This window comes from uncultured Sphingomonas sp. (assembly GCF_964235535.1).
Taxonomy (GTDB): Bacteria; Pseudomonadota; Alphaproteobacteria; order Sphingomonadales; family Sphingomonadaceae; genus Sphingomonas.
In genome coordinates this window covers 56,703-72,204 of record NZ_CAXSBH010000005.1, presented here as the reverse complement: position 1 = coordinate 72,204, position 15,502 = coordinate 56,703, and the positions used below count along the sequence as shown (strand labels likewise).

The following is a 15,502-nucleotide window of genomic DNA, read 5'->3' as shown; positions in this document are numbered from 1 at the left end:
GCGCGCATCGTCCGGACCGTCCGCCCTGTCGACCTGGATGGCCACGTTGGTGGACTATGTCCGGTCGGGCGAGCCGGACCTGACCAACCGGCAGATGGCGCTGTTGCTGCTCGTCTACCTCAATCCCGGGCCGCACACGGTCAGGGGGCTGGCGCGGGCGCTCAACGTGTCGAAGCCGGTGGTGACGCGCGCCTTGAATCGCTTAGGGGGGCTCGGCTATCTGCGACGCCAGCGCGACGACAGCGACAAGCGCAACATCTTCGTCGCGCGGACATCCGAAGGGGCGGGGTTTCTTGAAGAGTTCGGGCAGTTCATCGGCGACGGCGACGGTGTCGCCGATGAAGTCGCGACCCGTCCCGCCGGAGCCGTCGCCGGAGCGAACGGGCACGCGTAGCCGCTTCGCGCTCACGGGTCCGTCGGTGCGGCTCGATCCATCGACTCACGCCGTCCGGCGCGATCTGGCCGACGTGCGCCTGGCGGCCCAGGTGTTCGCGCCGCATTACGCCGCCCCCGCGCTGCATGTATTGCTGCGGTCCGCGTTCTTATCGGCTGCCCGAACCGAAAATTCCGCGACGTTGGCGCGGTTGAAATCGGGCGATACGTTCGAGGTGTTCGAGTTCGCGGGCGGCTATGCCTGGGGTCTCGCGCCCGGGTGCGGGCTGGTCGGATATCTCGACGCCGCCGCGTTGGCACCGGCATGACGAGCGTGTTCATCGACGGCGCGGCGGGCACCACCGGCCTTGAGATCCGTGACCGGTTGGCCGGGCGCTCGGACTTGACGGTCGTCGTGCTGGACGAGGCGCGGCGCAAGGATGCGGTCGCGCGGGCCGAAGCGCTGAACGACGCCGATTTCGTGATCCTCTGCCTGCCCGACGATGCGGCGCGCGAGGCGGTGGAGCTGATCCGGAACGAGCGCACGCGTGTGATCGACGCGTCGAGCGCGCACCGGGTCGCTCATGGCTGGACCTACGGATTCCCGGAGCTCGGCTTCGACGTCGCGAGCGCGAAACGCGTGTCCAACCCCGGATGCTACCCGACCGGCTTCCTGGCGCTCGTCGCGCCGCTGGTGCGCGCGGGCCTGATCCCGTCGGACTGGCCGTACACGGTGAATGCGGTATCCGGCTATTCGGGCGGCGGTAAGGAGTTGATCGAGCGTTTCGAGGGCGCTCCCGATCCGGCATTTCGCGGTTACGGCTTTTCGCTTGCGCACAAGCATGTTCCCGAGATGCAGCTGCATGCCGGACTGGCGCATCCGCCGCTATTCGCGCCCAGCGTGACGCGCGCGCACCGCGGCATGATCGTCGAGGTTCCGCTCGCTCTGTCGGCCATGCCGGACGCGCCGACGCGCGATCGACTCCTGTCCGGGCTCGCGGCGGCATTCGACGGATGCGAGCTGATCCGGGTCCACGCCGAACAGCCCGGCGAGCTGCTGCTCCATCGACACGGCGCGCCGTCCGACATGCTGCACCTGTTCGTGTTCGCCGACCCGGCAAGCCGGCAAGCGCGGCTGGTTGCGACGCTCGACAATTTGGGCAAGGGAGCCGCGGGCGCGGCGATCCAGAGCCTGAACCTGATGGCGGGGCTCGATCCCCTCGCCGGCCTCATCGTCTGATCGGAGTCCACCAATGGCGCGCAACCCCGTCGGCAAGCTGCTCCTGTTCGGCGCGACGGGCGATCTCGCCCAGCGCATGCTGCTGCCCTCGCTATACGGCCTGCATGCCGACGGGCTGCTGCCCGAGGGGCTGACGATCATCGGCGCGGCGCGGTCGGAGCATGACGATCGGAGCTACCGCGAGTTCGCCAGGGCGGCGCTCGAAAAATACCTCGCCAAGGACCGGAACGACGAGGGCACCATTGCGGCGTTCCTGGAGCGTTTGGCGTACCAGCCGATGGACCTGTCCGACGAGGCCGCGTTCGGGCCGCTGGCCGAGAAGGTCGGCGACGTGACCGGCGGACTGGCGATCTTCCTGTCGACCGCGCCCTCGTTGTTCGAGCCGGCGATCAAGGGCCTCGCTTCGATCGGGCTGACGGGCGAGACCGTCCGTATCGGCCTGGAGAAACCGCTGGGCTATGATCTCGAGTCGAGCCGCGAGATCAACGAGGCGGTGTTCGCCGCCTTTCCCGAGCCGCGCACGTTCCGGATCGACCATTATCTGGGCAAGGAAACGGTCCAGAACATCCTGGCTCTCCGTTTCGGGAACTCGTTCTTCGAGCCGATCTGGAACGCGCGCGGGATCGCGAGCGTCCAGATCACGATTTCGGAGACGGTCGGGCTGGAGGAGCGCGCGGGTTATTACGACGGCATGGGCGCGCTGCGCGACATGGTGCAGAACCATATGCTCCAGCTGCTGGCGCTGATCGCGATGGAACCGCCGGCGCGGTTCGACGGCACGTCGGTGCGCGACGAGAAGGCCAAGCTGTTCCATGCGCTGCGCCCGATCGGCGCCGACGAAGTCGCGCATCACACCGTGGTCGGGCAGTATGTGGGCGGCGCGTCGGACGGGAAGATCGTGCGCAGCTACGTCGATGAACTGGGCCAGGATTCGGCGACGGAGACGTTCGTGGCGATCAAGGCGCATGTCGATAACTGGCGGTGGCAGGGTGTCCCGTTCTACCTGCGCACCGGCAAGCGGATGGCGACGCGGCGCTCCGAGATCGCGATCGAGTTCAAGCCGGTGCCGCATTCGATGTTCGAGTCGCGCGGCGGGCGGCTGCAGCCCAACATGCTCGTCATCCGCCTGCAGCCGGAGGAGTATGTGCAGCTGCTCGTGATGGCCAAGGAGCCCGGGCTCGACCGCGACGGCGTTCGCCTGCGCGAGGTTCCGCTGAATCTGAGCATGGACGCCGAGTTCGCGGGGTCCAGGCGGCGGATCGCCTATGAGCGGTTGCTGTTGGACCTGATCGAGGGCGACCAGACGTTGTTCGTGCGGCGCGACGAGGTGGAGGCGCAATGGCGCTGGATCGACGCGATTCGCGAGGGATGGGCCGAGACGAGGATGAAGCCCAAGAGCTATCCGACGGGAACCTGGGGTCCGTCGGCGGCGATCGCGCTGACCGAGCGCGACGGGGTGACCTGGCACGACGAGTAGTTAGCAGCCCTCTCCCGCTTTTGCGGGAGAGGGAGAGATGCGCGAAGCGCGGCGAGGGTGAGGGCCGGACCTCGAACGGAGAGGTCCGGCCCTCACCCTGGCGCGTACCGCGCCTGTCCCTCTCCCGCGAAAGCGGGAGAGGGTTATGGAGTAGAACATGACCGAGATCGAATGGTGGGATTACGAGGACGCGGCCGAGATGGCGGGGGCGGTCGCGGGCGACGTGCAATTCGTCATCGAAAGCGCGATCGAGGCGCGCGGGGCGGCGGTGATCGCGCTGCCGGGCGGCAAGACGCCCGTGCCGATCTACGACAAGCTCGCCGCGGCCAAGCTCGACTGGAAGCGGGTCACGATCGTGCCGACCGACGAGCGCGTGGTGCCGCTGGGCGACCCGCTCAGCAACGTGACCATGATCGCCAAGGCGTTCCTGCCGAAGGGCGCGCGCGTGATGCCCGTCGTGCCGAACGCGACCGCCGACTACAAGGCGGCGGGGCGGTCGGCGGACGCGCTGATGCAGGACCTGCACTGGCCGCTCGATCTGTGCCTGCTGGGCGTCGGCGGGGACGGGCACACCGCGTCGATCCTTCCGGGACCCGATTACGACGAGGCGCTGTCCGGCCCGCGCGAGCGCCGCGCGCTGGGCGTCATGCCCGACCCGCTGCCGCCCGAGGCTCCGGTCGCGCGCGTGACGCTCAGCCGTCAGGGCATCGTGACCGCGCGCGCGCTGATGATCGCGTGTACGGGCGCGGACAAGCGCAAGGTCATCGAACGAGCGATCGAACAGGGGCCGTCGTCGCCCTACCCGATCGGCCGCGTGCTGGCGGAGGTCGAGCTGCCGGTCGACATTCACTGGGCACCTTGATGGCGACCGGGCTGGGGGTCGAACGCTGAAATGGAGATCGTGGCGGCCGATATCGGCGGCACCCACGCGCGCTTCGCGATCGCGGAGGTGGAAGGCGGCCGCGTGATCCATCTGGGCAAACCGGCGACGCTGAAGGCGGCCGAGTTTGCGAGCCTGCAAACCGCGTGGGCGGCATTCGGCGAGCGGATCGGTCGTCCCCTGCCCGCCGCCGCCGGTATCGCGGTCGCCTCGCCGATCACGGGCGACGTGATCCGGATGACGAACAATCCGTGGATCATCCGGCCGTCGCTGATCGCCGACCGGCTTCGCGTCGAGACATACGTGCTCATCAACGATTTCGGCGCGGTCGGGCATGCGGTCGCGCAAGCCCCCGACGACGAACTCATCCATCTATGCGGCCCGGACGAGCCGCTTCCGGCCGAGGGGATGACGACCATCTGCGGGCCCGGCACCGGGCTGGGCGTCGGCGCGGTGCTGAAGCACGGCGGCGGCTATCACGTGATCGAGACCGAGGGCGGGCATATCGACTACGCACCGCTCGATGCGATCGAGGACGCGATCCTACGCAGGTTGCGAAGCACGTTCACGCGGGTGTCGGCCGAACGTATCTGCGCGGGGCCTGGAATCGTCGCGATCTACGAGACCCTTGCCGAGATCGAGGGCCGTCCGGTACCGAGCCGCGACGACAAGGCGATCTGGGCGGAGGCGCTGGAGGGCACCGACCCGCTCGCGCTGGCGGCGCTCGACCGCTTCTGCCTGGCGCTCGGCGCGGTCGCGGGCGACCTGGCGTTGGCCCAGGGCGGCAAGGGCGTGGTGATCGCGGGCGGGCTGGGGCTGCGGCTCAAGGACAAGCTGCTCAGGTCGGGATTTGAAGGGCGGTTCACCGCCAAGGGACGCTTCCAGACGATAATGGCGGCGATCCCGGTCAAGCTGATCACGCACCCGCAGCCGGGCCTGTTCGGAGCCGCGGCGGCGTATGCCCAGAGGTTCGCATGATCGACATCGTCGGAGGTCGCGCTCGGGCGGCGGCGGGCCTAGAAGCCCCTCCTCTTTAGAGGAGGGGTTGGGGAGGAGGACGCTGTTTGCGGGGATAGTCAGTCCTCGCTTGCGACCGGCCTTCCCCTCCCCAAACCCCTCCCCTGAAGGGGAGGGGCTTACTGCTCACATCTCGCCGCGTGCGCGGCGGATGGCGTACCATTTTCGGACGTTGGCGTTGTGCTCGGCCAGGGTGTCGGCGAAGACGTGGCCGCCGGTGCCGTCCGCGACGAAATAGAGCGCTTTGGACGGGGCCGGGTCGAGCACCGCGTCGATCGAGGCGCGGCCGGGGTTGGCGATCGGCCCGACTGGCAGGCCGGGACTGGCGTAGGTGTTGTAGCCGTTCCTGGCGTTCAGCTCGGACCGCAGGATGCGGCGGCCGAGCGGGCGGCCGCAGGTTATCGGGTAGATGACGGTCGGGTCGGCCTGGAGCGGCATGCCGATGCGCAGGCGGTTGCCGTATACGGCTGCCACCGTGCGCCGCTCGGACGCCTTGCCCGTCTCCTTTTCGACGACCGACGCGAGGATCACCGCCTGTGCCGGCGTGGTGACCGCGATCCCGGATTTTCGCTTCTTCCACGCCGCCGCGAGATATATCCGCATTGCGCCCTGCATCCGGCCGACCACTTCCGCTCGCGTGTCGCCGCGCTGGAAGGCGTAGCTGTCGGGCAGGACCGATCCCTCGGCGGGGACGGGCACGGTGCCTTCCAGCCCTTGCGCGCGCATGAGCGCATCGTGGACGAGGACCGACGGATAGCCTTCCGGCACGGCGACGAGACGTTGGAGCGTCTTGCCCTCCTGAAGCAGCGACAGGATCGCGGACGGGCTGGCCTTGGCCGGGATGGCGTACTCGCCCGCCTTGATCGATTCGCCCGATCCCAGGAAGCGCGCGAGCAGGCGGAAGCGCGAGGCGGAGCGGACCGCGCCCGCTTCCTCCAGGCGCGTCGCGGCAGCGGAAAGGCTGGAGCCTTCGCGGATCTGGACGGTCATTGGCCGTACGGCGGGGCCCTCGCCGCGCCAGCTACGTAATCCGGCGACGATCCCGACCAGCAGGACGAGCGCGGCCGCCAAACCTGCCCAGCCGAGCCGCCTCACCGGCTCGCGCTCAAGCCACCGGCCTCATCACCAGGCTGGCGTTGGTGCCGCCGAATCCGAAGCTGTTGTTGAGGATCGCCCGGACGCGGCGTTCCTTGGCGACGTGCGGCACGAGGTCGACGCCCGCGCAATTCTCACTCGGATTGTCGAGGTTGAGCGTCGGCGGCACGATGCCGTCGCGCATCGCCAGGATGCAAAAGATCGATTCGACCGCGCCCGCGCCGCCTAGCAGATGGCCGATCGCCGACTTGGTCGAGCTCATCGATATGTCGTCAAGGGCCCCGCCGAACAGCCGCCGGACCGCGCCAAGTTCGAGCTCATCGCCGAGCGGGGTCGAGGTGCCGTGCGCGTTGATGTAATCGATCTCGTCGAGCGCGAGCCCCGACTTCTTCATCGCCATCAGCATCGACCGGTAAGCGCCCGAGCCTTCCGGATGCGGCGCGGTGACGTGGTAAGCGTCGCCCGACAGGCCATAGCCGATCACCTCGGCATACAGCTTCGCGCCGCGCGCGCGGGCGTGTTCATACTCTTCGAGCACCAGTACGCCCGCGCCCTCGCCCATGACGAAGCCGTCGCGGTCGCGGTCGTAGGGACGCGAGGCGCGCTGGGGCTCGTCGTTGAAGTTGGTACTGAGCGCCCTGGCCTGCGAGAAGCCGGCGATGCCGAGCGGACAGATCGCCCCTTCGGAGCCGCCGGCGAGCATCACGTCGGCGTCGTCCATCGCGATCATCCGCGCGGCGTCGCCGATCGCGTGCGCGCCGGTCGAGCAGGCCGTGACGACCGCGTGGTTGGGGCCCATCAGCCCGTATTTGATCGAGACCTGGCCCGATATGAGGTTGATCAGGCGACCGTGAACGAAGTGCGGCGAGACGCGGCGGGGGCCACGCTCATGACGGACGATCGCCTCGCTCTCGATGCCCGGCAGCCCGCCGATGCCCGAACCGATGGTGCAGCCCGCGCGGAACCGCTCGGCCTCCGACATGTCGGTCAGCCCGGCATCCTCGAGCGCCTGGCCTGCCGCGTCGATGCCGTAAATGATGAACGGATCGACCTGGCGTTGCACCTTGTGGTCGACGCGCGAGCCCGGGTCGAAGCCGTAGGCGTGATCCGCAGGCTTGACCTCGCAGGCGATGCGGCAGGCGTAGCCGTCGGGATCGAAGCGCGTGATCGGCCCTGAGCCGGACTTGCCCGCCAGCAGGTTGCTCCAGGCGAGCTCGACCTCCGCACCCAGCGGCGTCACGAGGCCCAGTCCGGTCACGACGACACGCCGCATGCTCAAATCCTTGCGTCCAAAACGAAAACGGCTCCCGGCCGGCGATCCGGGCGGGAGCCGCGACCATACCTAAGCCGGTCGACTCAGGCCTGGTGCTCGTCGATGTAGTTGATCGCGTCCTTGACGGTGCCGATCTTCTCGGCGGCGTCGTCGGGGATCTCGACGCCGAACTCCTCCTCGAACGCCATCACCAACTCGACGATGTCCAGGCTGTCCGCGCCCAGATCGTCGATGAAGCTCGCGTCCTCGGTGACCTTGTCGGCCTCCACGCCGAGGTGCTCGACGACGATCTTCTTCACGCGGTCGGCGGTCTCGCTCATGCTACTTCCCTTTGGCCGTGATTGCACTTCCTGAACGCACGTAGAACGGGGTCTTTCCCCGCGCAAGCGTCAGATCCCTGTAGCGTAGTGATCAGATCATCGCCATGCCGCCGTTCACATGGATCGTCTGGCCGGTGACGTATCCGGCCTCGCGGCTGGCGAGATAGACGATGGCGGCCGCGACGTCCCCGCCCTCGCCCAGCGCTCCCGCCGGGATGCGCGCGGACAGCTGCGCCTTCTGCGCGTCGGGCAGCGCTTCGGTCATGGCGGAACGGATGAAGCCCGGCGCCACGCAGTTGACGGTCACGCCGCGGCTGGCGAGCTCCTGCGCGACGGCCTTGGACAGGCCGACCAGCCCCGCCTTGGAAGCGGCGTAGTTGGCCTGGCCCGGATTGCCCGTCGTGCCCACGACCGAGGTGACGGAGACGATCCGGCCGAAACGCGCCTTCATCATCGGCTTGGACGCCGCGCGGATCAGGCGGAACGCGGCCTCCAGATTAACGCCGATGACGTCGGCCCACTCGCTGTCCTTCATCCGCATCGTCAGGTTGTCGCGGGTGACGCCGGCGTTGTTGACGAGGACGTCGAGCCGGCCGCCCAACCCGTCGACCGCGCGCGGCACGAGCGCGTCGACCGCGCCCGGGTCGGACAGGTCGCAGGGAAGCGCGAGATGGTCGCCGCCGAGCGTATCGCGGAAAGCTGCGAGCTTGTCGGCGTTCGACCCGGACAGCGCAAGCCGCGCCCCCTGCCCCGCCAACGCGCGCGCGGTCGCCGAGCCGATGCCGCCGGACGCGCCGGTGACGAGCGCGGTCATGCCCGTGAGATCGAACATCGGCGTGCCCGCGCTCATAGCGCCTTCGCCAAAGCGTCGAGGTCGTCCATCGAGATCACGCTGACCGCGTTCGCGTCGGGGGCGATGCGCTTGACCATGGGGCTAAGCACCTTGCCGCCGAACTCGATGAAGTCGGTGACGCCCGCCTCGACCATGCGCTCGACCGACTCGCGCCAGCGGACCAGCCCCGTGACTTGACGGACGAGCGCATCGCGGAGCAGCCCCGGATCGGCGACGGGCGCGGCGTCGATGTTGACGTAGACGGGGACCAGCGGCCCGCGAAGGTCGGCGTCGGCGAGCGCCCCCTCCATCTCGCGCGCGGCGGGCTCCATCAGGCTGCAATGGAAGGAGGCGGAGACGGGCAGGATGATCGCGCGCTTGGCCCCGAGTTCCTTGGCGAGCGAGACCGCGCGCTCGACGGCGGCGCGGTGGCCGGAGATGACGACCTGGCCGGGATCGTTGTCGTTGGCGACGGCGCAGACGAGCTCGGGCCCGCCCTCTTGCTTGACCGCGTCGACCCCCGCCCTGGCGATCGCGCCCGCGCGCTCGATATCCGCGCCGAGGATCGCGGCCATCGCCCCCTCGCCCACCGCAACCGCGCGCTGCATCGCTTGGCCGCGCAGCTTGAGCAGGCGGGCGGTGGTGGACAACTCCAGCGCCTGCGCAGCGCAGAGCGCGCTGTATTCGCCCAGACTGTGGCCCGCGACATAGTCGACCTTGTCGGCGAGGCGGATGCCTGCGTCGCGTTCCAGCACGCGGAGCGTCGCCAGCGCGTTGGCCATAATCGCGGGCTGAGCGTTCTCGGTCAGCTGCAGTTCGTCGGCTGGACCATCGCTCATCAAGCGGAGCAGGCCTTGGCCGAGCGCCTCGTCGACCTCGCCGAATACATCGCGCGCGGTCGTGCTCGCGTCCGCCAGCGCGCGGCCCATGCCAACCGCCTGACTGCCCTGCCCCGGAAAGATGAATGCGCGCATGGATGATCCCTAAATCTGAGGGCTCGACTAGGCGAGCCGCCCGCCGGGGGTCAACCGGCGCGGAGTAGGAGCATCGTCGGGTTTGGTCGGAGCAGTCGCCGTTCGATCGGAGCGGGTAAGAGCGGATGAACGCCGAGCGTTCGGATCAGCACGCCGAGCCGCGTGGGCGGGGACGGGTAGCGGGCGAGCACGAGTCCGGGCGGCGCGCGGTCGGCCGGTGCGACCAGGAGCGCGCCGACGGGTGCGGGGCGAGCGTCGATGCGACCGCCGCCCGCAAGCCGCAGCGGCAGGCGGGCGCGGGCCACGTCGTTCGCGTCGCCATGGACGATCTCGGTCTGATGCGCGCGCGCGGCAGCGACCAGCACCTCCATCGGCCAGCGCGGATGCGCGTTGGACGCGGACAGGAGCAGCAGGTTGAGCGCGATCGTCGGCGTGAGGAGCAACCTGCGGCTCAGGGCCGGCAGTCGGTCGAGCCAGAGCGCCACGAACAGAACGGCCGTAAGCGCTGGCAACAAGAAATAGCGTGGGTTTAGTACGAGCTTGGTCGCGAGCACCGAGACGAGCAGGAAGCTCGCGCCCGCCATTGCCGTGAGGACGATCGCCCTCGGCCGCGCCGAAGCTTCGATCGAGCGGTGCGCTCCCGCGACCAGTGCGGCGGCGGCGGCCCAGAACAGCAGCCCGAAATCGTTGTTGATCAGCAGGACGAGCAACGAGTTGATCGCGGGATGTACGAGAAGATTGCCCTCCAGGTTCGCGGCGCGATCGATGGTCGAGTCGTGATTGAACGCGATCGCATAGCGGCGGAGCGGATCGCCCGTGACTAGACCCTGGAACAGCGCCTCCGCCCCGAGCATCGCCAGCGTCCCGACGCCGGCGGCAATGATCAGCTCGCGCGGGATCGGCCGGCCGAGGAAGAACAGCGGGACTAGCCCGAGCAGCGGCAACGCCGTCGTCTCGCGGCAGAGCATCGCTAGGCCGAAACACATTCCGGCCGTGAACGCGTGCGCCGGGCGCCGGCCGGTTTGGGTCAGTAGTATGACGCCTGCGAGCAGCAGCGACGCTTCGGGCAGGTCGACGCCGACGGTGGTCGCCTGGGTGACCACGACCGGCAATGTCGCGGTCAGGAGCGCCGCCAGCCAGCCCACACGCGCGCCGCCGAGCGATCGACCGAACACGCCCATCGTTCCGACCAGCAGGACGTAGAACAGGAGCGCGGTGGCCGCGAACGCGCCGAAGCCGTCGCCAAGCAGCGCGATCATGCCCGCAAAGGTCACGACGAGCGGGAAGCGCGTGGTCCAGTGATCGCTTCCGGCGAAGGGCGGCCGCGCCAGCCATTCGGCCGCGCCCGCGTGGTAAAGCGAGTCATCGGAAGCGATGAAGCCGATCCAGCCGACCGCGACCGCCCCGGCCATCGCTGCCAGAACGAGCAACGCCCAGCCGAGCTGATCTTGCCACGCGCCTGCGGGTCGGTCCACCATCAGGCGGGCGGTGTCACCGTCGCATGGAGATTTCGTTTACCCGGCCCGCCTTGCCTTTCGCGAGGATACCGTTAAGGCGCGCGGGTCGCAGCAGCGGGATATAGTCCTGATGCGCGGCAAACCATCGAGAGAAAGCCGGAGGGGCGGGCCGCATGGGGCGGGCGTCAGCGATCGGTAATATGAAGGACGACCATGGCTCTGTACGAGCATGTGTTCCTTGCGCGCCAGGATCTGGCACAGGCGCAAGTGGACGCGCTGGCGGAAAACGCCACGCGCATCATCACCGAAAATAATGGCCGCGTGGTCAAGACCGAGAACTGGGGCCTGCGTACGCTCGCTTACCGGATCGCGAAGAACCGCAAGGCGCATTACGTGATGCTCGAGATCGACGCGCCCGGCGATGTGGTCGCGGAACTCGAGCGCCAGACGCAGATCAGCGAGGACGTGATCCGCTACATGACCGTCCGCGTCGACGGCCTGGAAGAGGGCCCGACCGTGATGATGCGCAAGCAGGAGCGCGATCGCGAGCGCCGCGGCGACCGTGAAGGTGGTCGCGAGGGTCGGGGCGATCGCCCGGACCGTGGTGATCGCGGAGACCGGGGCGATCGCCCCGACCGCCCCCGTCGTGATGTGCAAGAGGAGGCCGCATAATGGCACGCCCGTTTTTCCGCCGCCGCAAGAGCTGCCCCTTTTCCGCCAAGGATGCCCCGCGGATCGACTATAAGGACGTGCGGCTGCTGCAGGGCTTCGTCTCGGAGCGCGGCAAGATCGTCCCCAGCCGGATCACCTCGGTGGCCGGCAAGAAGCAGCGCGAGCTGGCGGTCGCGATCAAGCGCGCGCGCCATCTGGGCCTGCTGCCCTATGTCGTGAAGTGAGGACCGTCTGATGGATGTCATTCTGCTTGAGCGCGTCGAGAAGCTCGGGGCCATCGGCGACGTCGTCACCGTCAAGGACGGTTTCGCGCGCAACTTCCTCCTGCCGCGCAAGAAGGCGCTGCGGGCCAACGAGGCCAACCGCCGCGTGTTCGAGTCGAACCGCGCGCGGATCGAGACGGACAACGCCAACCGGCGCGGCGAGGCCGAGACCGAGGCCAAGTCGTTCGAGGGCGCCAAGGTCACGTTGATCCGCCAGGCGTCGAACGTCGGCCAGCTATACGGCTCGGTCGCGGTCCGCGATCTGATCGAGGCGCTGGTCGAGGCCGGGCACAAGGTCGGCAAGTCAGCGATCGTACTCGACCGCCCGATCAAGGCGCTCGGCATGCACGACGTGCGCGTGTCGCTCCACCCCGAGGTCGCGGTGATCGTCAAGGTCAACGTCGCCCGTTCGCCGGAAGAGGCCGCGATGCAGGCCGAGGGCGTCGACGTCATGGCGTCGATGTTCGAGCGCGACGAGGCGGGCTTCGTCGAGGAGTACGATCCCAACGCCGAGCCGGGCGCAACGGCCGATGCGCCCGCTTCCGCCCCTGCGGAGCAGCAGTCGGAAGGCTGATGCTCGGAGCTTAGCTGATTGATAACAGGGCCGCCCGGATACGATCCGGGCGGCCCTTTTCATGTTCGACGGTCAGCGACGCCCGAACAGCTTTTCGATGTCGGCGTGCGCGAGCTTCACCCAGGTCGGGCGGCCGTGATTGCATTGCCCCGAATGCGGCGTCGCCTCCATCTCGCGGAGTAGCGCGTTCATCTCGACGACGTTCAGGACGCGGCCAGCTCGCACCGATCCGTGGCAGGCGATCGTGGCCGCGACCCGGTCGAGGCGTTCGCGTAGGGACAACGCCTCGTCATAGGCGCCAAGTTCGTCGGCCAGGTCGGCGAGGAGCGCGGCCGCGTCGGGAGACCCGAGCGGCGCGGGCGTGGCGCGCACCAGCACCGCGCGCGGGCCGAAGCGCTCGATTTCCAGTCCGAGATCGGACAACTCCCCCGCCCGCGCCTCCAACCGGTCGCAGGCGGGCTCGTCGAGCTCGACGACTTGCGGAAGGAGCAGCGCCTGCGCCGCGACGCGTCCGCCGGCCGCAGCGGCGCGCAGGCGTTCCAGCACGATGCGTTCATGCGCGGCGTGCTGATCGACGAGCACCAGCCCGTCCGCCGCCTCCGCGACGATGTAGGTGGTCGCGACCTGCCCGCGCGCGACGCCGAGTGGATGCAGGGCGGGCGGCGGCGGGGACCAGGCGGGCTCGGCGCGCGCCTGGGGCAGTCCGGCGAAGAAGGTCGGGCGTGGTTCGCGGACCGAATGCCGGTCGAGGACGAGCGTCCCATAATCGCGGTCGGCACCGGCGTAGGCGGCGGGCGCGACCGGTTCGGGCCGCCACATCTCCATCGCCGCCTCGGGCGCATGCCGGACGGCGCGGTGGCCGGCCGCGTCGAGCGCGCGGCGCAGGCCCGACACGATCAGCCCGCGCACCAGCACGGCGTCGCCAAAGCGCACCTCCGTCTTGGCCGGATGGACGTTGACGTCGACCAGCCCGGGCGGGAGATCCAGGAACAGGGCGACGATCGCGTGGCGGTCGCGCGGGAGCATCTCGGCATAGGCGCCCCGGATCGCGCCGAGCAGCAGCCGGTCGCGCACGGGCCGGCCGTTGACGAACAGATATTGATGATCGGCCACGCCGCGGTTGAAGGTGGGCAGGCTCGCCACACCGCCCAGCAGGTGGCCGTCGCGCTCGGCGTCGACCGGCACCGCATTCGCCCCAAGCATCCGGTCGGTGAGCGCGGCGACGCGCGACGGCCGGTCGTCGCCCGCATCGGCGGTGAGCACGCGCCGGCCGTCATGCTCGACCGTCAGGGCGATACCGGGCCGCGCCATCGCGAGCCGACGGACGACGTCGAGACAGGCGGCGTATTCCGAGCGGGCGGAGCGGAGGAACTTGCGGCGGGCGGGCAGTCTGGCGAACAGTTCCTCGACGATCACGCGCGTCCCGGGCGGGAGCGCGGCGGGACCTTCGCGCTCTACGCGGCCGTTGTCGACGACCCGCGCCCAGCCGTCCGCGCCGCGCGGGCGCGACTCGATCGTGAAGCGCGAGACGCTGGCGATCGAAGGCAGCGCCTCGCCGCGGAAACCGAGTGTGGTGACGGCCTCGATCGCCCCCTCTTCTCCGACAAGGCTTTCGGGAAGCTTGGACGTCGCGTGGCGTTCGAGTGCCAGCGCCATCTCGGCGGGCGTCATCCCGCAGCCGTCGTCGGCGACCTCGATCCGACCGACGCCGCCTTCGCGGAGCGAGACCGCGATCCGCGTGGCTCCCGCGTCGATCGCGTTTTCGACAAGCTCCTTGAGCGCGCTGGAGGGCCGTTCGACGACTTCGCCCGCCGCGATCCGGTTGACCAGGCGTTCGGGGAGCCTCCTTATTGACATGCGTCACTTCCTAGCTCACCGCGCGTCATCCCGCGACCCGCAAACGCGAGCACCCGGCAGCCGATGACGTGGGGGATCCGCGAGGTCACGTGCAGGACGCCGGTGCCCGTGGGGGGCCGCCGGTGATCAACAAGGTTGAACCGCTTTGATGGCCTTTTCGCGTTTCTTCCGGTTCATGTCGCACGACATGGCGATCGATCTCGGGACGGCCAACACCGTCGTCTATGTCCGCGGCCGCGGCATCGTCCTGAACGAACCTTCGGTGGTCGCCGTCGAAACGATCAATGGCGTCAAGCGCGTCAAGGCGGTCGGCGACGACGCCAAGCTGATGATGGGCAAGACGCCGGGCTCGATCGAGGCGATCCGCCCGCTGCGGGACGGCGTGATCGCCGACATCGACGTCGCCGAGCAGATGATCAAGCACTTCATCCACAAGGTGCACGGCGGCAAGATGCGCGCGTGGCGCTTTCCCGAGATCGTGATCTGCGTGCCGTCGGGATCGACCAAGGTCGAGCGCCGCGCCATCCGCGACGCCGCGTCGAACGCGGGTGCGAGCCAGGTTTGGCTGATCGAGGAGCCGATGGCGGCCGCGATCGGTGCGGACATGCCCGTAACCGAACCGATCGGATCGATGGTGGTCGATATCGGCGGCGGCACGACCGAGGTGGCGGTGCTCAGCTTGCGTGGGCTCGCCTACACCACGTCGGTGCGCGTCGGCGGCGACAAGATGGACGAGGCGATCGTCTCGTACGTACGCCGCAACCATAACCTGCTGATCGGCGAGGCGACGGCCGAGCGGATCAAGCAGGAGATCGGCATCGCCCGCCCGCCCGCCGACGGCATCGGCAAGGTGATCGCGATCAAGGGCCGCGACCTCGTCAACGGCGTGCCCAAGGAGATTCAGATCAACCAGGGCATGATCGCCGAGGCGTTGTCCGAGCCGGTGGCGACGATCGTCGAGGGCGTCCGCGTCGCGCTGGAGAACACCGCGCCCGAGCTCGCGGCCGACATCGTCGACCAGGGCATCGTGCTGACGGGCGGCGGCGCGCTGCTCGAGGGGCTGGACGAGGTGCTGCGCGACGAGACGGGGCTGCCGGTCACGATCGCCGAGGACCCGCTGACCTGCGTCGCGCTGGGAACGGGCCGCGCGCTCGAGGACCCGATGTACCGCGGCGTCCTGCAGAGCGGCTGATCCGGCG

General features: G+C 69.1%; 17 protein-coding genes. 10 read left to right on the top strand and 7 right to left on the bottom strand.

The features are described from left to right. The first annotated feature begins 37 nt into the window (after positions 1 to 37). From ACFE7F_RS03240 to glk, 6 genes are all read left to right on the top strand, one after another. Positions 38 to 394, top strand: a complete 357-nt coding sequence (locus ACFE7F_RS03240; RefSeq protein WP_375402421.1) for a MarR family transcriptional regulator — start codon at positions 38 to 40, stop codon at positions 392 to 394. Then, the gene (locus ACFE7F_RS03235; RefSeq protein ID WP_375402401.1) at positions 339 to 701 is read left to right on the top strand and encodes an SH3 domain-containing protein; all 363 of its coding nucleotides are present in this window, start codon (positions 339 to 341) and stop codon (positions 699 to 701) included. Before ACFE7F_RS03240 ends, ACFE7F_RS03235 begins: the two co-directional genes overlap by 56 nt. Next, positions 698 to 1,612 carry an N-acetyl-gamma-glutamyl-phosphate reductase gene (gene argC / locus ACFE7F_RS03230; protein WP_375402400.1) on the top strand — a complete coding sequence of 305 codons (915 nt, stop codon included), beginning with the start codon at positions 698 to 700 and terminating at the stop codon, positions 1,610 to 1,612. Before ACFE7F_RS03235 ends, argC begins: the two co-directional genes overlap by 4 nt. Positions 1,613 to 1,625: 13 nt before the next feature. Then, positions 1,626 to 3,089, top strand: coding sequence for a glucose-6-phosphate dehydrogenase (gene zwf, locus ACFE7F_RS03225; RefSeq protein WP_375402399.1), 1,464 nt, complete (start codon positions 1,626 to 1,628; stop codon positions 3,087 to 3,089). 157 nt (positions 3,090 to 3,246) lie between these two features. Further along, complete coding sequence (pgl, locus tag ACFE7F_RS03220; RefSeq protein WP_375402398.1) at positions 3,247 to 3,951, top strand: 6-phosphogluconolactonase; 705 nt, start codon at positions 3,247 to 3,249, stop codon at positions 3,949 to 3,951. A 30-nt stretch (positions 3,952 to 3,981) separates the two neighbouring features. Beyond that, entirely contained in the window at positions 3,982 to 4,947 is a 966-nt protein-coding gene (gene glk / locus ACFE7F_RS03215) for a glucokinase (RefSeq protein ID WP_375402397.1), read from the top strand. Between the two features lie 165 nt (positions 4,948 to 5,112). Here the strand turns inward: glk and mltG are convergent, their stop codons facing one another. From mltG to ACFE7F_RS03185, 6 genes are all read right to left on the bottom strand, one after another. Continuing rightward, on the bottom strand, positions 5,113 to 6,081 hold the full coding sequence (gene mltG / locus ACFE7F_RS03210) for an endolytic transglycosylase MltG (RefSeq protein ID WP_375402396.1): 969 nt from the start codon (positions 6,079 to 6,081) through the stop codon (positions 5,113 to 5,115). A 10-nt stretch (positions 6,082 to 6,091) separates the two neighbouring features. Beyond that, positions 6,092 to 7,354, bottom strand: coding sequence for a beta-ketoacyl-ACP synthase II (gene fabF / locus ACFE7F_RS03205; protein ID WP_375402395.1), 1,263 nt, complete (start codon positions 7,352 to 7,354; stop codon positions 6,092 to 6,094). 83 nt (positions 7,355 to 7,437) lie between these two features. After that, positions 7,438 to 7,674, bottom strand: a complete 237-nt coding sequence (locus tag ACFE7F_RS03200) for an acyl carrier protein (protein WP_375402394.1) — start codon at positions 7,672 to 7,674, stop codon at positions 7,438 to 7,440. A gap of 91 nt (positions 7,675 to 7,765) precedes the next feature. Beyond that, the gene (fabG, locus tag ACFE7F_RS03195; protein ID WP_375402393.1) at positions 7,766 to 8,506 is read right to left on the bottom strand and encodes a 3-oxoacyl-[acyl-carrier-protein] reductase; all 741 of its coding nucleotides are present in this window, start codon (positions 8,504 to 8,506) and stop codon (positions 7,766 to 7,768) included. 14 nt (positions 8,507 to 8,520) lie between these two features. After that, entirely contained in the window at positions 8,521 to 9,480 is a 960-nt protein-coding gene (gene fabD, locus ACFE7F_RS03190) for an ACP S-malonyltransferase (protein ID WP_375402392.1), read from the bottom strand. A 50-nt stretch (positions 9,481 to 9,530) separates the two neighbouring features. Continuing rightward, the gene (locus ACFE7F_RS03185) at positions 9,531 to 10,958 is read right to left on the bottom strand and encodes an ArnT family glycosyltransferase (RefSeq protein ID WP_375402391.1); all 1,428 of its coding nucleotides are present in this window, start codon (positions 10,956 to 10,958) and stop codon (positions 9,531 to 9,533) included. 192 nt (positions 10,959 to 11,150) lie between these two features. Here ACFE7F_RS03185 and rpsF point away from each other — a divergent pair, with 192 nt between their 5' ends. Genes rpsF through rplI form a run of 3 tightly spaced genes read left to right on the top strand, consistent with a single transcriptional unit; the run spans position 11,151 to position 12,446 of the window. Beyond that, positions 11,151 to 11,609 (top strand): 30S ribosomal protein S6, encoded by a 459-nt coding sequence (gene rpsF / locus ACFE7F_RS03180; RefSeq protein WP_375402390.1) that lies wholly within the window; start codon positions 11,151 to 11,153, stop codon positions 11,607 to 11,609. Then, complete coding sequence (gene rpsR / locus ACFE7F_RS03175) at positions 11,609 to 11,833, top strand: 30S ribosomal protein S18 (RefSeq protein WP_375402389.1); 225 nt, start codon at positions 11,609 to 11,611, stop codon at positions 11,831 to 11,833. Before rpsF ends, rpsR begins: the two co-directional genes overlap by 1 nt. A gap of 10 nt (positions 11,834 to 11,843) precedes the next feature. Then, positions 11,844 to 12,446 (top strand): 50S ribosomal protein L9, encoded by a 603-nt coding sequence (gene rplI / locus ACFE7F_RS03170; protein WP_375402388.1) that lies wholly within the window; start codon positions 11,844 to 11,846, stop codon positions 12,444 to 12,446. A 72-nt stretch (positions 12,447 to 12,518) separates the two neighbouring features. Here rplI and mutL read toward each other — a convergent pair whose 3' ends face one another. Then, positions 12,519 to 14,303, bottom strand: a complete 1,785-nt coding sequence (mutL, locus tag ACFE7F_RS03165) for a DNA mismatch repair endonuclease MutL (protein ID WP_375402387.1) — start codon at positions 14,301 to 14,303, stop codon at positions 12,519 to 12,521. A gap of 148 nt (positions 14,304 to 14,451) precedes the next feature. Between mutL and ACFE7F_RS03160 the strand changes: the two genes are divergently transcribed. Beyond that, on the top strand, positions 14,452 to 15,495 hold the full coding sequence (locus ACFE7F_RS03160; protein ID WP_375402386.1) for a rod shape-determining protein: 1,044 nt from the start codon (positions 14,452 to 14,454) through the stop codon (positions 15,493 to 15,495). Positions 15,496 to 15,502: the final 7 nt, after the last annotated feature.

Bases quoted from the DNA above. Each gene is read 5' to 3' on its own strand.
- glk (WP_375402397.1), top strand. From the start codon at position 3,982: ATGGAGATCGTGGCGGCCGATATCGGCGGCACCCACGCGCGCTTCGCG.
- argC (WP_375402400.1), top strand. From the start codon at position 698: ATGACGAGCGTGTTCATCGACGGCGCGGCGGGCACCACCGGCCTTGAG.
- zwf (WP_375402399.1), top strand. From the start codon at position 1,626: ATGGCGCGCAACCCCGTCGGCAAGCTGCTCCTGTTCGGCGCGACGGGC.
- ACFE7F_RS03185 (WP_375402391.1), bottom strand. From the start codon at position 10,958: ATGGTGGACCGACCCGCAGGCGCGTGGCAAGATCAGCTCGGCTGGGCG.
- ACFE7F_RS03235 (WP_375402401.1), top strand. From the start codon at position 339: ATGAAGTCGCGACCCGTCCCGCCGGAGCCGTCGCCGGAGCGAACGGGC.
- mutL (WP_375402387.1), bottom strand. From the start codon at position 14,303: ATGTCAATAAGGAGGCTCCCCGAACGCCTGGTCAACCGGATCGCGGCG.
- fabD (WP_375402392.1), bottom strand. From the start codon at position 9,480: ATGCGCGCATTCATCTTTCCGGGGCAGGGCAGTCAGGCGGTTGGCATG.
- ACFE7F_RS03200 (WP_375402394.1), bottom strand. From the start codon at position 7,674: ATGAGCGAGACCGCCGACCGCGTGAAGAAGATCGTCGTCGAGCACCTC.
- rpsR (WP_375402389.1), top strand. From the start codon at position 11,609: ATGGCACGCCCGTTTTTCCGCCGCCGCAAGAGCTGCCCCTTTTCCGCC.
- pgl (WP_375402398.1), top strand. From the start codon at position 3,247: ATGACCGAGATCGAATGGTGGGATTACGAGGACGCGGCCGAGATGGCG.
- rplI (WP_375402388.1), top strand. From the start codon at position 11,844: ATGGATGTCATTCTGCTTGAGCGCGTCGAGAAGCTCGGGGCCATCGGC.
- ACFE7F_RS03240 (WP_375402421.1), top strand. From the start codon at position 38: ATGGCCACGTTGGTGGACTATGTCCGGTCGGGCGAGCCGGACCTGACC.
- fabG (WP_375402393.1), bottom strand. From the start codon at position 8,506: ATGTTCGATCTCACGGGCATGACCGCGCTCGTCACCGGCGCGTCCGGC.
- fabF (WP_375402395.1), bottom strand. From the start codon at position 7,354: ATGCGGCGTGTCGTCGTGACCGGACTGGGCCTCGTGACGCCGCTGGGT.
- rpsF (WP_375402390.1), top strand. From the start codon at position 11,151: ATGGCTCTGTACGAGCATGTGTTCCTTGCGCGCCAGGATCTGGCACAG.
- ACFE7F_RS03160 (WP_375402386.1), top strand. From the start codon at position 14,452: ATGGCCTTTTCGCGTTTCTTCCGGTTCATGTCGCACGACATGGCGATC.